Source organism: Ruminiclostridium sufflavum DSM 19573 (assembly GCF_003208175.1).
In the GTDB taxonomy this organism is placed as follows: Bacteria; Bacillota; Clostridia; order Acetivibrionales; family DSM-1351; genus Ruminiclostridium; species Ruminiclostridium sufflavum.
In genome coordinates this window covers 340487-355614 of the sequence record NZ_QKMR01000001.1, presented here as the reverse complement: position 1 = coordinate 355614, position 15128 = coordinate 340487, and the positions used below count along the sequence as shown (strand labels likewise).

The following is a 15128-nucleotide window of genomic DNA, read 5'->3' as shown; positions in this document are numbered from 1 at the left end:
AGTAATGACTATCAAAATCTGCTAAAAAGATATGGCTTTGTATGCAGTATGAGCAGAAAGGGCAATTGTTATGACAATGCCCCTATGGAATCTTTCTGGGGCAAACTTAAAATGGAATGGCTAAATGATTATAATTTTGAGACCAGAGCTGAGGCTAAAAAGGCTGTTTTTGAATACATAGAACTGTTTTATAACCGTAAAAGGACTCATTCAACAAATGGGTATATTCCACCATTCATGCTGAAGGAAATATCATAGGTATTATAAGAATTAATGAGATAAATAGTGATTCTTGCTGTCCATTTTATTGAGGCAAGGTCAGTTTTACCATAAGTCTTTTTTTCGAACACTATATGTTCATCTTTTTGTATAGGCTAATCAATGTCAAATACAAACCGAAACCGTAATAAACTATTTCATCTTCACTCTCTACAAATACTGTGTATTCCCAACTACATATAGTAAGCATAACAAGAAGTCTGGGAAGCGTGAACTGTAGGAAAAATTGTAGGAATTTGCATATGCATCTATTTTCAATGAATGATACAAATTAAAGTCAAGTATGGAGATTTGAACTCATACATGACTTTTTACTTTTGCTGTGATAAACTGGAGCAAATATTATTTAAATAATGGGGGTAAATTGGTATGAAAAAAATAATAGCAGGAATAGGCTTTGAGGTAACAGGAGTGTTGATGTTTTTGTTTTCATCTCTAATAGCAAGCATGAGTTTAGATAATACAACGGAATGGAATACAAAATTAGGAAGGTATTGGCAAACGGTATTGAATTTAGGCTTGTTTCCAGCCATAATTATAGGTGCCATTTTGCTGATAACAGGTATTTCATTTTCTTTATGGGGAGTTTTTTCAAAATCAGATAAAATAATTACCAAGGAGTAGTTTTACTCCGATTTTTGATTAGTAAAAACCTATTTTTGGCATCCTCAGAAGTAGCTAGGCAAAGAGCTTTTTAAAGAGCAGTATCCTCTGGAAATACGCTCTTTTGTGGGGAATACGGCAATATCCGCTGCTTAATAGCTTTTGATAAGCTTAAATGGCAAGAATGCCTTAAACGGGGAATCTCTTATTATATGACACTTTTTATGAGCCTTTGTATTTAAGAAGAGCTGCTGAATTCATGACTACCAAAACAGAACCGAAGTTATGCACTAATGCCCCTACAATAGGGCTTAAAATGCCCAGGGCTGCGAGAAGTACGGCAATTATGTTAATTGCCATAGAAATTATAATGTTGACTGTTATTGTGCTTAAAACTTTTTTAGATAACATTAGCATTTCTGGAATTTTGCTGAGGTCATCAGACATTAATGCAATATCAGCTGTTTCTACCGCAATATCAGTGCCTAGGGCACCCATTGCAACACCGATATTGGAAATGGCAAGAGCAGGAGCATCATTAATACCATCACCGATCATACACACCTTTTTATTTTCCTTCATATATTTTTCAATAACGGAAACCTTTCCTTGAGGCAATTGTCCGGCATAAACATTATCAATAGCTACCTGTTTGGCTATAGACAAGGCAGTATTCCTGTTATCACCTGTAAGCAGCAGTATATCCTTGATTCCTGTATTTTTCAGCTGCTGTATGGTTTCGCATGCTCTAGGCTTAATTCTGTCGGCGACTGTAATAAGACCTATAATAGCATTGCTTTGTGCCACTAGCATTACGGTTTTTCCCTGACTTTCATATGTGGTGACAATATCTTTAATCTCTTCTGATGCAGCGACATCATTTAGCGCGAGTAGCTTGTAATTGCCAACAGATACTGTTTTGTTATCTATTAAAGCTCTAACCCCCAGACCTAAATCTATCTTAAATTCCTGAGGGTCGGACACAGCTAGTGATTTTTGAACAGCCTTTGCATAAATAGCTTTACCTAAAGGATGCTCAGAAAACTTTTCAGCAATAGATGCCAATAGCAGTATGGAGTCCTCGTTGTGATTTTGTGATACAGCAACAATTTCAACAACTTCAGGCTTGCCATTAGTTATAGTTCCTGTCTTGTCAAATGCAATTGTATCAATCCTCCCGACCTTTTCCATTGCTTCACCGCTTTTAATAAGGATACCTTTCCGGGAAGCATTACCTATACCAGCCATAATTGCGGTAGGAGTTGCCAGTACCAGTGCACAAGGACAGAATACAACAAGTATCGTAACAGCCCTTGTTATGTCACGTGTCACGATATATGCAATGACGGATAGCGCCAGAGCGATAGGAACAATGATTGTGGCCCATTTATCGGCAACTCGTACTACAGGTGCTTTTTTATCTTCTGCTTCCTTAACCATCCTGATAAGTTTGGAAAGTGAGGTGTCTTGGCCCACCTTTGTTGCTTTAACCTCTATAACGCCCATCTGATTTAATGTGCCAACGTAAACCTCATCGCCTATAGTTTTATCAATTGGCATAGACTCACCGGTTATAATTGCCTGATTGATAGAAGACTGACCGCTGACAATAATACCGTCAACAGGGATTGCTTCTCCGGGCTTTACAAGAATAATATCACCGACCTGTACCTGCTCTGCGGGGATTTCCTTTTCACCTGAGGGTGTTCTCACGCTGGCAACCTGCGGAGTTAACTGTATCAGTTTTTTGAGACCTTCTTGAGCTTTTCTGACTGTGCGGTTTTCCAATACTTCGCCTATCATCATAATGAAGGCGACTTCACCGGCAGCAAAATATTCACCTATAGCCACCGAAGCCACAAGGGCGATACTTACAAGCACACCGGCCCGGATATCAAATCGTGTAAACAGGCCGGTAATTGCCAGATAAAGAATTGGTGTACCGCTTATCACTATACTGAGCCATGCAGCATCAAAGGGCAGTATACCTTTAAGCCATCCGAACCAGCTTATTACAAGAAAAACACCTGAAATGACAGTTAAAGCAATAGTTCTGTATTCGCTGTCATTTTTTAATTTTTTTATGCTTATAAACTTTAGCATACCGTTGACCTCCTAAGATAATAACTATTAAGCTTTAAATAAATTTATTCAGGGCTGATTTGAGTTTTTGAAGAGTTTCTTGTTCCTTACCTTCTTTGATACCATCAATAACACAGCCCTCAAGATGATTTTCCAGAACAATTTGGCCTACTTTATGAATAGCGGCTTCTATTGCTGCTATCTGGATAAGTATATCCTCGCAGGGTTTACGTTCCTCTACCATTTTTTTTATACCTTTAACATGTCCTTCAATCTTGGATAATCTGTTACACACTGCTTTTACATCTTGGCAATGGGTCATTTGCACTCTCCTTATATTAATAGATTTAGGCTGCTTGATGTAACCTATAAACCATGGGTTTGACTTTAAGGGACTTCAGCCTCAAAACCAAAATATCGGCCGATAGTAATTGACTTTTAAATAGTCAGTCCTTCTAATAACCCCTATGGGGGGATGGGGGATGCTTAGATAATATATGTTCAAGCTGCTATTGTCAATACTATAAACAAAAATAAACCAGCCCTCTGTAATGATAGCCGGTTTATTTCGAAGTAAAGGGTAAAGCGGCAAAGGAATGCCTGTACATGGTGTGTATGATATTTAATCCGGCATCGGACTAGCGGGAGTGCAGCAAATTTGAACCGCAATTGAAGCTAGTAATTATGGAATCCACAATAATATTTTATAAATTATGATATAACAGGATACAGATTTAATTTATAATGGTATTATTGTAATAACAACATATCCCAATAATGCAATATAAAATAGGTAATATTAAGCACATACCCGGAGCTTATCAGTTTTAAATTGGGATTGCCGTAAAGTTATAAATGCCATTTTTATAAAAATACAAAGGTGATGATGCGATAGTACGCTGAAGGATAATTTTTTTAAATGCTCTGGTATAATCATGGATGCGCAGGGGAAAGGTAAAGCTGGAGGCGGGTTAATTGACAATGCTTTATTGCTGTCATCATCTGTGATGCGCGACAAGCAAAAGAAAACAAGACGTTGGATGGAATGAAGGGGGATATCAACCGGCTGAAAATATTGAGTTCGAAAAAATGGAAGGCCGTGGTATCACAGTATAACTTGAGACAGTATCTGGCATTTAATATCGACATTAAAATATACCTAAATATCACGTTTGCATAAGTTGTTTCTATTAATGCTGTTGAAAAATGGCGTAATATGTAGCAAATCAGAGAAAGGAGAAGCCGGTGCTTGATTCAGATGGATATTCAACATATAAAGTAATAATAAAAGTTGCAAAGAAAATATAACACAAGTATAATGGTTATAACAATATATCCATTAAGGCTTTATAAGCGTCAATTTTCAAAAACATGTAAAGGAGGTTTGTTAATAGAACTATTCTTTAAGTGATATGCAGCTACATATTAGGGTAATACTTCAAAAAAATATATATAAAGGAGACCTTTAATTATGCGTAAGTTATTAGTTCTGCTGTTAGTTTTAATGACTGCTGTTAGTTCTACTGCCTGTGGAGGAAATTCAGACGATAACCAAATTTCAAGCAAGAACGGTCAGACAACTTTGAAAATTTGGTATTGGGGGGAGCAGGAAGCTCCGGGTATGAAAAGTTTTATAGACAAGGCTGCTGAAGTATATATGAAAGAAAATACAAATATAAAGGTTGATGCGGTTCTTCAGGAGAGTGACACCTTATATTCGGCTTTTCGTTCAGCGGCTAAGGCAAAACAGGGGCCAGACATCCAGTATTTCTGGGGAGGCACACAGGCTCTTGAAGATGTATGGATGGGAAATGTAGCTCCATTGAGCGATTATTGGAGTAAGGAGGACATTGATAATCTGCCTCTTGCTCAGAGATCTGAAACATACTGGGACGGAAAACAGTGGTGTATGCCATTTTATCAGTATGGAAGTGTATGGGGATACAATAAGGAACTATTTGCTAAAGCAGGGCTGGATGCAAACAATCCTCCGCGTACATGGGAAGAATTTATGACTACATGTGAAGCCCTTAAAAAAGCAGGAATTACACCTATAGGAATGGGTCTTAAGGATGGATATTTTGGCGGATGGATAATTAGTTTATTGGGTCAGCAAAATATGAATACCAAACAGGAATTGGTAGACTTAATAAAAGGCTCCGACAATAAAAGCTACACTGATCCGGAAAATTATGAATGGATAACAAAACTCAAGGAAATGAAAGACAAAGGTTATTTCAATACTGATATTATGTCACTTGATTTATATCAGGGCCAGCAGCTGTTTGATTCCGGTGAAGCAGCAATGACAATAAACGCAGAACCTTATCTGGCACAATTGGAGAGAAAAGAGGGGGCGGATAAGATTGGCATTATGAGAACACCTTCCTTCGGGGAAGGGAAAATGGCTGACAGCGTAGGTATACCAAGTCAGGTACTGGCTATAACCTCCTTTTCAAAAAATAAGGAAGAAGCAGCTAAGTTCTTAAAATTTCTTCATACAGAAGATATGATGAAGCTTATGTATCAAGAGGCAGGCGCAGTTACTCCTGATAAACGCTTTAAGGATGAGTGGCTTAATACGGAAGTAGATAAGCAAATTATGGCATGGTCAAAGGGAAATCCGGAATTCTGGTATCAATATTTTTATCCATTCGGATTTGAATCATCAGGAGTCAATCCAATAGTACAGAAGCTGTTTGCGGTGGATTTGGCGCCAGAGGAGGCAGCAAAAGAATTTCAGGATGCCCTTAAGAAGTGGAAGAACCAAAATCCGGAGCTGCTTACCGCATTTGAAAAGTGGAAGGTACTTGAATAAAATTAGTAGTTAATCTGATTAATATTGTTAGGGGAGCATTCCCCTAACAATGGTTCTAAAAGGAGGACTATTCAATGAAATATAAGAATAGGTTAGGGCTGGTGGTTCCTTACTTATATATAATGCCTGCCATACTTATTGTAACCTTGATAATTGTTTTTCCTGTTGTTAATATAATTGTAAACAGCTTCTTTACTACGGTCGGGGGTAAGGAAGTATGGTTTGGAATTAATAACTATATTATGATTTTTAAGGATGACCTGTTTTGGACATCTATTCTGAATAATTTGCGCCTGTTTGCGAGTATACCTTTTATTACGGTGTTTGCCATTCTTATTGCAGCACTGCTATATGATAAAATTCTGGGCTGGCATTTTTATCAATCAATTATCTTCACACCATACATATTGGCGATTCCAGTAGTAGGAATAGTGTTTTCATATATTTTGCAATATAAAGGTGTTTTGAATACCTTGCTGGCGAGTATTGGCTGTGAGAGTCTGGTCAAGGATTGGCTTGGCACTCCGAAGCTTGCGATATGGTCGATTGTAGCTGTTGTTGTATGGAAACAGATAGGCTTTGGCGTAGTTTTATTTCTGGCAAGGCTGGGCTCTGTACCGCCAGTTCTTTATGAGGCGGCAACCGTAGATGGAGCCGGCTGGTGGAAGAAGCTGATTCATGTTACGTTGCCGCAGCTTGCTACGACTATTGAGTTCTTTATCATTATAAACATTATTAATATGCTTAGCTGGGTTTTTGATTTTGTATTTGTAATGACTGGAGGCGGACCGGTAAACAGCACCTATGTAATGGAGTATTTTATTTATCAGAAGGCTTTCGCCGGCTCATTAGTCAATATGGGAGAAGCAGCGGGTGTTATTGTTTTAATATTTGCTATCTGTATAATAGCTGCAGAGAGTATTATTAGAAAAAGGCTGGAGGATTTTCAATGAAAACAATTCATAGTGCGAAAGGCAATTCCTTAATATACAAGGCAATCTCTCAGGTATTTATGCTTGTCATGACCTTGCTGATATTATTTCCGATATACTTTATGTTTATAAATTCATTTAAATCCAGACCGGATTTTATAAAAAACCCTATTGGACTGCCGGCTCCTTTTACTGTGCAATCATTTTTAGATGCCTTTGCAGGAAAGAATTTTGTTTCGTGGTTTGGCAATAGTATATTTCTTATGCTAGCATCAATTGTTATAACAACCCTGTTTTCATGTCTGGCGGCTTTCGCATTTGCCAGAATGGATTTTAAAGGCAGTAAGACTATATTTAATATGATGATTCCCTTGATGTCCATACCGCCAATCATAATGCTTATTCCATTATACAAAGTTATGGCTGTGTTAAATCTTGTAAACACAAGGGCATCTGTAATCCTTATATATTCAGGAATAATGGTACCATTTACGATATTCCTGTTAAAAAACTTTTTTGCAAATGTACCTAAATCTCTTACAGAAGCTGCATTTATAGATGGAGCCACACAGTTTCAAACTTTCTATAAAATAATTATTCCACTTTCCAAATCTGCATTAATTACAGCCAGCATTGTAAATATAGTCTGGGTTTGGAATGAATTGCTGATTGCCTTGGTTTTCCTGCAAGATGAGAGTATGAGAACAATAATAGTAGGGCTTACATTATTCAAAAGCAGATACACATTAAATGTACCGGTTATAATGGCTGGTCTGTCAATAGCTACGATTCCCATGCTGCTGGTATATATCTTCGGACAAAGATATCTGGTGCAGGGCTTGTTGTCTGGAGCGGTAAAGGAGTAGTACAGATGTATTAAAAATTAATAACTATCAAAATACTCGGAGGACTCAAAATGTACAAAGCTGAAAATGAAATTCTTACACAATATAGTGCGTTATATAAAACATATAAATATCTGCTTGAAAGACAGGATAATATTTCAGGCTTCTATAAGGAATGCAGCCCTAAAAGGATTACCTTCATAGGAAGCGGGTCAAGCTTGAGCTTGTGCAAATCAACCGCCCTTAGTGCCAAATTAAGGCTGGATATTGATACTAATGTTATTGCAGCCGGAGATCTGATGATGAATTTCGAATTCTACGAAAATATGATAAGGAATTCACTGATAATTATACCTTCCAGATCCGGCAGTACGTCCGAAGTTCTGCTGGCTGTAAAAACAGCGAAGCAAAAGCTTGGACTGAAAAGTATAAGTATCTGTGCCGTAGAGCATTCAGAATTATCAAAGCTGTCAGATGTTAATCTGGCACTGCCATGGGCTTTTGATGAAAGCATTTGCCAGACAAGAACAGTTACAAATCTGTATACGGCAAACTTAATGCTGATAGCTATTATTACCGGCGATACATACCTGATTGAGGAGATTGGCAAGGCGATAGAAATAGGAGACGATTTACTTAATAACATAATGCCTGATATTAAACGATTGGGTGAAGGAAAATGGGAAAATGCAGTAGTACTGGCTGATGCAGAGCTTGAAGGCATTGCTGAAGAAGGTGCGCTGGCATTTAAGGAGATATGTCAGAGACAATCAAACTATTATCATATTCTGGATGTCAGGCATGGACCTATGGTGATTATAAATGAAAAAACCTTGGTTATAATAGCACTTACTCCGTATGGAAGAAAGTATCAGGAGGATATTATATATGATTTAAAAGCCAAGGGCTGTACAGTCATTACAGTAGGCAATGGAATTGAAGCTGCTTCTTATGGTGATTATGGGGTTGAGCTGCCGGCATTCAAAAATTATGCTGTAAATGGTATCCCTTTTATATTGGTGCCTCAGATGCTCACTCTTCACAAAGCATTGGCGGAAGGTATCAATCCGGATAGACCTGAAGGGCTTAACCCGTGGATTAAACTATAATATATTTTGGAGGTGAATGATAATGCTGCACCCGCTTAAAAGAATAGTATATTTACAGAATAAAGGCATTCCAAGAGGGATATGTTCGGTATGCAGTGCAAACAGGTATGTTATTGAGGCTGCCATGGATAAGGCAATTTATTATAACTCCTTTTTATTAATCGAAGCGACTGCAAATCAAGTGAATCAGTATGGCGGTTATACCGGAATGAAACCAATAGATTTCAGAAATTTCGTATATGATATAGCAAAGGCAAGTGATTTTCCACAGGACATGATTATTCTGGGAGGAGACCACATTGGTCCGCTTGTGTGGAAGGATGAAGAGACAGAGACAGCTATGGCAAAATCGTGTGAGCTTGTGAGAGAATTAATCAATGCAGGTTTCACAAAGATACATATTGATACAAGCATGAGGCTTCTCAGTGATGACAGGGATAAAAGGCTAAGCCCGGTATATATTGCTGAAAGGGGAGCGGCAATATGCAAAGCTGCCGAAGATGAATTTCTGAGCTACAAGGCTAACCACCCGGAGGCTGTTGCTCCTGTTTATATTATTGGAAGCGAGGTGCCGATTCCAGGAGGGAGCATGGAGCATGAAGACAGTATCAGTGTCACATCTGCTGAGGATTTTGAAGAGACTCTGAATTCATATAGAGAGGCCTTCAATAAAGCAGATATCAATAATTGCTGGGATAATGTGATTGCGGTAGTTGTCCAGCCGGGGGTGGAGTTCGGCAACGATTTTATACAGAAATATAATCATGCTGCTGCTGAGAATCTGACTAAAAGGCTTAAAATGCATAAAAATATTATTTTTGAAGGACATTCTACCGATTACCAAAGCCCTTATTCATTAAAGCAAATGGTTGAGGATGGTATTGCAATACTTAAAGTCGGACCGGCATTAACATTTGCACTTAGAGAAGCGTTATTCGAGCTTAATATGATTGAAGAGGTAATGTATAGAAACAACAATGAAATAGAGCTCTCGAAATTTTCTGCGGTACTTGAAGCTGTTATGGTGGAGCAGCCGATATATTGGAATAGTTATTACAATGGCAGTGATGAACAGGTAATTCTGGACAGGATGTTCAGCTTTTCCGATAGATGCCGGTATTATCTGCCTTCATCCAAGGTTCTTGAAGCAACACAAAAGCTTATAAATAATCTAAAGATAAAGGATATCCCCCTGCCTTTGCTTAGTCAGTATATGCCTATACAGTATAGGAAGGTAAGGGACAATAAACTTAGAAATGACCCGGAGGCCTTAATAAAGGACAAAATTGGAGAGATACTTGAAGATTATTATTTTGCAGTAGTAGCCGGTTGACAGGCAAAAGTGCAATTAAATTTTGGAGGTTTCAATATGGCTAAAGCTTATGATGTGATTACTTTTGGTGATACCTGTGTAGATTTGGTGCTTACAGATAGAGATATGATGCCGGAATTCGGGCAGAAGGAGAAAATAATAAAAGACTATTCTATTGAAATGGGAGGGTCATGTTGCATTTTTGCAAGCCAGATTGCAAAGCTCGGACTTAGAACTGCGGTATTAGGGAAGCTTGGCAGTGATGAGCTGAGCGGCATTATAAAGAGTACTCTGGAAAGCCTGAATGTTTCAACTCAGTATCTTAAAGGGAATGAAGATATTAAAACAGGGCTTACAGTAGTATTGAACAAGATTGTGGACAGAGGAATGCTAACATACAATGGGACTATTTCCGCAGCCGGTATTGATGACTTTGATGAAAGGCTCTATTTAAACACAAGGCATTTCCATATTGGCAGTTATTTTCTTATGACCGGATTACAAAAACACTATCCCTTTCTTATAGACAGACTGAAAGAAAATGGAACAACTGTGAGCCTTGATACGAATTGGGATCCTGAAGGGAATTGGGACAGCGGATTATGGGATATACTTCCCAAGATAGACGTATTTTTGCCAAATGAAAATGAATTAATGGCTATAACTCAAAAGAATACCGTTGATAAAGCCATAGACAAAATCAAGGATATAATACCGGTAATTGCGGTAAAAAGGGGAAAGGCAGGCGCTTCAGTATACTATGAAGGTAAAAGATACGATGCCGACTCCTTGAATATGCCGGTCATTGATACAATCGGAGCCGGAGACAGCTTTGACGGCGGGTTTATTTACAGCCTGCTCAGAGGATACAGCATTGAGGATTGTCTCAAGGTGGCTTGTATTTGTGGAAGCTATAGTGTGCGGGTGCAGGGAGGAATTAAAGGACAGGCCTTGATAAAGGATATCATCTTTGCTGCTGAGGGAAAATACGGCCTAAGCATTAAAGTGTAATATGAAATAAGTAACCTTAGGCAGAAGTGAATTGACTCATCATTTCTTTAATAATTGTATAATTGTATTAAATGATATATTATAATTCTAAAGAGGTGGTTTTATGTTGGATGAGAAGTCTCCTATTTCACTCTATTATCAGTTGAAGGATATAATAATAAATAAAATAAAGACTGATGAATGGCCTGTTGGCATGAAGATTCCCACTGAGAGAGAATTATGTGAAATGTTTAATATAAGTAGGATGACAGTAAGGCAAGCCCTCAAGGAATTAGAGAATGAAGGCTATGTTCATAGGAAGCAGGGCAAAGGCACATACGTTGCAACGCTGAAATATGAACAGCGTCTTGATGGGTTTTACAGCTTCAGTGAAGAGATACGCAAGCTGGGTGCAATACCAAGTACTAATATTATTTATTTTCAGATTCTTGAGAGTAATGAGTCTATATCACAAATTTTGAGCATAGACCAGGGCAGCGATGTGTTTTCTATCAAGCGGCTTAGACTGGCTAACAAGGAACCGTTTGCCGTAGAAACATCGTATATTCCGTGTGATGTTGCTAAGCAGCTTACAAGAGATTATGTGGAAAGGTATGGATTATACAATTCATTTAAGGATATCTGCGGTGTGGTGCCAGATGAAGCTGATGAAACGTTTGGTGCTGTACTTACAGACCCTGAGGTTTCTTTGTATCTGAAAGTAAAGAATCACTCCGCTGCCTTAATGCTGGAGAGAACTACTAAATCTCAGGGCAAGGTAATTGAGTATTGCATGAGTATTATAAGGGGCGATATGTATAAATACAAGGTAGCCCTAAGGTAACAGGTAAAATATGTCGTAGGTAAAGGAGTTAATAATGACAAACATTGCTGAAAAGTATGCTGACTTTTATAGGAATCAGTTGGTAAACGATATTATGCCTTTCTGGGAAGAACGATGTATTGACAGTGAATGCGGGGGCTATATCACATGCTTTGACAGGGAAGGGAATATAACTGACAAAAACAAATATATATGGTTTCAGGGCAGGCAGCTTTATACTTTCTCTTTGGCCTTCAACAAGATTGAGAGAAAAGGGAAATGGCTGGAGATGGCAGAATGGGGTTATAAATTTCTTGTAGAAAAAGCATATGCAGGTAATGGACGTTGGAACTTTCAGCTTGATAGAGCCGGCAATGTAATTACCGGTACAAACTCAATTTATTCAGATTTCCATGTGTTACAGGGTTTGGCAGAGTATATGCTGGCTACGGATTGTAAAGACCCTGATGGTATGCGGATATTAACGGAAACATATAATGCTATGGAAATAAATGTAAACGATCCGTTGTTTAAAGACCTGTATGAGAATACGTGGAGTCCGAAGTTTATTTGGCATGATCTGTATCTGACCGCACTTAATACGGCAGGGATAGCATCGCAGGTTTTGCCTGAAGGCAGGACAACTGAATTTGAAGATAATTGTCTTAAAAAGATTCTGTATTCTTTTGCCCGCGATGAATATAAAATGGTATTTGAAGCTGTTACGAGGGATGGAGGCATAGATCTGGAGCCGGAAGGGAGCTTTATAAATCCGGGACATTCCTTGGAGTCAATGTGGTTTTGTATGGAGACCGCAGCCAGAAGGAAGAACGATAAAGATATAAAAAGGGCATTGGAGATTGTGGAATGGACTTACAATATAGGTTATGACAAGCAATATGGCGGTATCTTTTCGTATCTTGACGCTACCGGGCAGGAACCTGTTCCTCTGGATTGGCACAGAGAGACAAACTCATTGTGGGACGATAAGGTATGGTGGGTAAACTGCGAATCCTTGTGCAGCTTTGCAACGGCATATGCCTTATCTGGGGATAAGAAATATCTTAAAATGTTTGAAGAACTGCACGAGTATTGTCAGAAGCATTTCTTTGATCCGAAATACGGAGAATGGTATGAAAGGCTGCATAGAGACGGCAGCGTGAAGGTATCGGACAAAGGTACAAAGTGGAAATGTGCCTTTCATCTGGCCAGATCAATGGTAAAAATAATTAGTATGTTTGAAGCTATTCAATAAATTTTGCCTACCTTTTATTAAACGTAGGAAGCTTGCCAAAACAGGGAAGATTAAAAAGGAGTAGCCGGTATAGTTTTTGGGTACTCCTTTTTAAGTTCCTGAATTGCGGGAGGCGGGATTGACCGATGGCATCTGACATAATATTTTACGGAGTATTTTTATAAAAGCTGTTTTTGCTTTTATCCCATACATAATGAGTTGTTAATGTTTCGCCTATTGCGTTGTTATAAAACTGCGCATAGAAACCGGAAGCCTTATCCTTATCAAATTTAACGGAGAAAGCATGACTGGAATGGGCAAAGGCTTCACTTATTATATTTTTCACCGTCCCATCCGGCATAATTGTATACAGCCAGTAGATATTCATGCTGCTTGATCCCCACTGCCCAATTGAAAAGTCAGGGTTTTTGTCATTATTATAATCATCAAACAGCAGATTAAACCTTCCTGCAAAGTTTGCAGGCTGACCTTCATTCTCGAAGTTTTTCTTGGATATAAGCTTTCCGTCAGAATTCAGAATCTGTATTTCATAGCTGCCCTGATAATTTTCAGGATAGGTGCCGCCTCCCGCACCGGCATATTCTTCATCGAAATATTCTCCATCCGTCATTACGAGCCGTACAGAAACAATCTTACCATTAGAAAGTGTTACAGTATTTTCAGCTATTACCAAGTTGAAAAGATTAACAGGCTGTTTTTGTTTCTTGTATTCATTTGAAAACCTGTTGTTTATTTCAGAGTAAAGGGAAGTAAAGCTTTCAAATGTAGCCGAGCTTTCCCATACATCTGTTCCGGCATTACTGTTTGCCCAAGTCCTTGTCCTGTAAATCGGCAATTCATTTTTTCCATCAGTTAAAATAAAGTTAACATAATCTGTATTTTTAATTAAGGCAAACATTAAAATGGCATTCTTATCAAAAGCAGACTGGCTGTCTGCATCGGAAAAGGCTTCTCTTGCCTCAGATGTCGTATTGTAGGTTATCTCAACTCCATAGGGAGGATTGTCTGTAAGCAGCCGGATCTGTGTGCGGGTCAATGTATCCGGTACCGTAAGCTTATCAGCTATGCCGGCAACCTTGCTGTTATCGCCCACATATTGTGTTCTGTATTGATATATTTCTTTGGCATAATCTTTTTCACCTGCCGCGCTTGCTTTCGGATTGACTGCAAGCCCGATGCCGACAGCCGTAACGGTAACTGCTGCAACTATTACAAGCCAAAACGCAGGTTTTTTATAATTCAGCACATTTTTGATCCGGATACGGACATTGCCCTCGCCAAAGGCAAGAGGACTTCCGTTTATGATATGCTTACCTGACGCAAGCGACAGAAGTGATGCGGAATAGGCCTTCTTGATTTCAATGCCCATTTCCTGTATAACCTTTTCGTCACAGGAAAGCTCCATATCCGAACTCATCAGTATAAAAGCAAGCCATGCCAGCGGATTAAACCAATGGATGCTTAAAACAAAAAAAGCAAACGGCTTTACAATATAATCGAATCTGCGGATGTGCGCTTGCTCATGTCTGATGATATGGCTTTTTTCTTCCGCTGTTAATCCTGATGGAATGTAAATCCTTGGACTGAGAATTCCAAGTACAAAGGGTGTTTTCAGGCTACCAGCCTCATAGATATTTCGCTCAATATGCTTTGCACCTTTAAGCTGTCTTTTTAAGACCAGTACGGATACAATGCTGTAAAGCAATATTGCCGCAATCCCTGATAGCCAGATAGCTGAGCCTATCTGAGCATATATTTGCAGGGGATTTGCGCTTGCTGCCGGAGAGGGGGAGAGCAAGGAACTGTTTACATACGTATCAATGGCGGCAATACCGCTGCTGATTCGGGGGTTCTGCTCATAAGCAAGGTTCTGAGGAATCGGTGCGGTGCTTGCGGGTAAAAGGCTGAACAGGCTCTCAAAGGAGAAAGGACAGATAAGCCTAAAGGCCACGACACTCCACAAAGCGTATGAAATGACTTTTGGTGCCTTTCTGAGAAGCAGCCGGACAAGTATTACAAAAATAATAACGTAGCTTGCCGTAATGCTCATATTCAAAATGGAAAAAAACAGTTTCTCCAA

The 15128-nt window shown here is 38.8% G+C and carries 13 protein-coding genes; 10 read left to right on the top strand and 3 right to left on the bottom strand.

The window, feature by feature from the left end; genetic code table 11:
• Both LY28_RS01430 and LY28_RS01425 read left to right on the top strand, forming a co-directional pair.
• A partial coding sequence (locus LY28_RS01430; RefSeq protein ID WP_165835461.1) for an integrase core domain-containing protein occupies positions 1–258 on the top strand: 258 nt, incomplete at its 5' end.
• Positions 259–648: 390 nt separating this feature from the next.
• Entirely contained in the window at positions 649–903 is a 255-nt protein-coding gene (locus LY28_RS01425; protein WP_110460377.1) for a hypothetical protein, read from the top strand.
• Positions 904–1104: 201 nt separating this feature from the next.
• On the opposite strand, the gene LY28_RS01420 is transcribed toward LY28_RS01425, so the two are convergent.
• A complete protein-coding gene (locus LY28_RS01420; RefSeq protein ID WP_110460376.1) occupies positions 1105–2985 on the bottom strand; it encodes a heavy metal translocating P-type ATPase in 1881 nt (626 codons plus the stop codon).
• Between the two features lie 34 nt (positions 2986–3019).
• Positions 3020–3286: a metal-sensing transcriptional repressor gene (locus tag LY28_RS01415; RefSeq protein ID WP_110460375.1), complete on the bottom strand. Its 267-nt coding sequence runs from the start codon at positions 3284–3286 to the stop codon at positions 3020–3022.
• A gap of 1149 nt (positions 3287–4435) precedes the next feature.
• On the opposite strand from LY28_RS01415, the gene LY28_RS01410 reads away from it, so the two are divergent.
• The 8 genes from LY28_RS01410 (at position 4436) to LY28_RS01375 (ending at position 13048) form a co-directional block, all read left to right on the top strand.
• Positions 4436–5782, top strand: a complete 1347-nt coding sequence (locus tag LY28_RS01410) for an ABC transporter substrate-binding protein (RefSeq protein ID WP_110460374.1) — start codon at positions 4436–4438, stop codon at positions 5780–5782.
• 74 nt (positions 5783–5856) lie between these two features.
• Complete coding sequence (locus LY28_RS01405) at positions 5857–6735, top strand: carbohydrate ABC transporter permease (RefSeq protein WP_110460373.1); 879 nt, start codon at positions 5857–5859, stop codon at positions 6733–6735.
• The gene (locus LY28_RS01400) at positions 6732–7580 is read left to right on the top strand and encodes a carbohydrate ABC transporter permease (protein ID WP_110460372.1); all 849 of its coding nucleotides are present in this window, start codon (positions 6732–6734) and stop codon (positions 7578–7580) included. The genes LY28_RS01405 and LY28_RS01400 overlap by 4 nt, the downstream gene beginning before the upstream one ends.
• 50 nt (positions 7581–7630) lie before the next feature.
• Positions 7631–8668, top strand: coding sequence for an SIS domain-containing protein (locus tag LY28_RS01395; protein WP_110460371.1), 1038 nt, complete (start codon positions 7631–7633; stop codon positions 8666–8668).
• A gap of 22 nt (positions 8669–8690) precedes the next feature.
• Positions 8691–10001, top strand: a complete 1311-nt coding sequence (locus tag LY28_RS01390; protein WP_340162525.1) for a class II D-tagatose-bisphosphate aldolase, non-catalytic subunit — start codon at positions 8691–8693, stop codon at positions 9999–10001.
• A 36-nt stretch (positions 10002–10037) separates the two neighbouring features.
• Complete coding sequence (locus LY28_RS01385) at positions 10038–10991, top strand: carbohydrate kinase family protein (RefSeq protein WP_110460369.1); 954 nt, start codon at positions 10038–10040, stop codon at positions 10989–10991.
• Positions 10992–11094: 103 nt separating this feature from the next.
• Positions 11095–11814, top strand: coding sequence for a GntR family transcriptional regulator (locus tag LY28_RS01380; protein WP_110460368.1), 720 nt, complete (start codon positions 11095–11097; stop codon positions 11812–11814).
• 34 nt (positions 11815–11848) lie between these two features.
• Complete coding sequence (locus LY28_RS01375; RefSeq protein ID WP_110460367.1) at positions 11849–13048, top strand: AGE family epimerase/isomerase; 1200 nt, start codon at positions 11849–11851, stop codon at positions 13046–13048.
• A gap of 145 nt (positions 13049–13193) precedes the next feature.
• Here the strand turns inward: LY28_RS01375 and LY28_RS01370 are convergent, their stop codons facing one another.
• A complete protein-coding gene (locus tag LY28_RS01370) occupies positions 13194–15128 on the bottom strand; it encodes a M56 family metallopeptidase (RefSeq protein WP_110460366.1) in 1935 nt (644 codons plus the stop codon).

Excerpts from the sequence above, each read along its gene's own strand:
- LY28_RS01425 (WP_110460377.1), top strand. The coding sequence starts at position 649 with ATGAAAAAAATAATAGCAGGAATAGGCTTTGAGGTAACAGGAGTGTTG.
- LY28_RS01420 (WP_110460376.1), bottom strand. The coding sequence starts at position 2,985 with ATGCTAAAGTTTATAAGCATAAAAAAATTAAAAAATGACAGCGAATAC.
- LY28_RS01415 (WP_110460375.1), bottom strand. The coding sequence starts at position 3,286 with ATGACCCATTGCCAAGATGTAAAAGCAGTGTGTAACAGATTATCCAAG.
- LY28_RS01410 (WP_110460374.1), top strand. The coding sequence starts at position 4,436 with ATGCGTAAGTTATTAGTTCTGCTGTTAGTTTTAATGACTGCTGTTAGT.
- LY28_RS01405 (WP_110460373.1), top strand. The coding sequence starts at position 5,857 with ATGAAATATAAGAATAGGTTAGGGCTGGTGGTTCCTTACTTATATATA.
- LY28_RS01400 (WP_110460372.1), top strand. The coding sequence starts at position 6,732 with ATGAAAACAATTCATAGTGCGAAAGGCAATTCCTTAATATACAAGGCA.
- LY28_RS01395 (WP_110460371.1), top strand. The coding sequence starts at position 7,631 with ATGTACAAAGCTGAAAATGAAATTCTTACACAATATAGTGCGTTATAT.
- LY28_RS01390 (WP_340162525.1), top strand. The coding sequence starts at position 8,691 with ATGCTGCACCCGCTTAAAAGAATAGTATATTTACAGAATAAAGGCATT.
- LY28_RS01385 (WP_110460369.1), top strand. The coding sequence starts at position 10,038 with ATGGCTAAAGCTTATGATGTGATTACTTTTGGTGATACCTGTGTAGAT.
- LY28_RS01380 (WP_110460368.1), top strand. The coding sequence starts at position 11,095 with ATGTTGGATGAGAAGTCTCCTATTTCACTCTATTATCAGTTGAAGGAT.
- LY28_RS01375 (WP_110460367.1), top strand. The coding sequence starts at position 11,849 with ATGACAAACATTGCTGAAAAGTATGCTGACTTTTATAGGAATCAGTTG.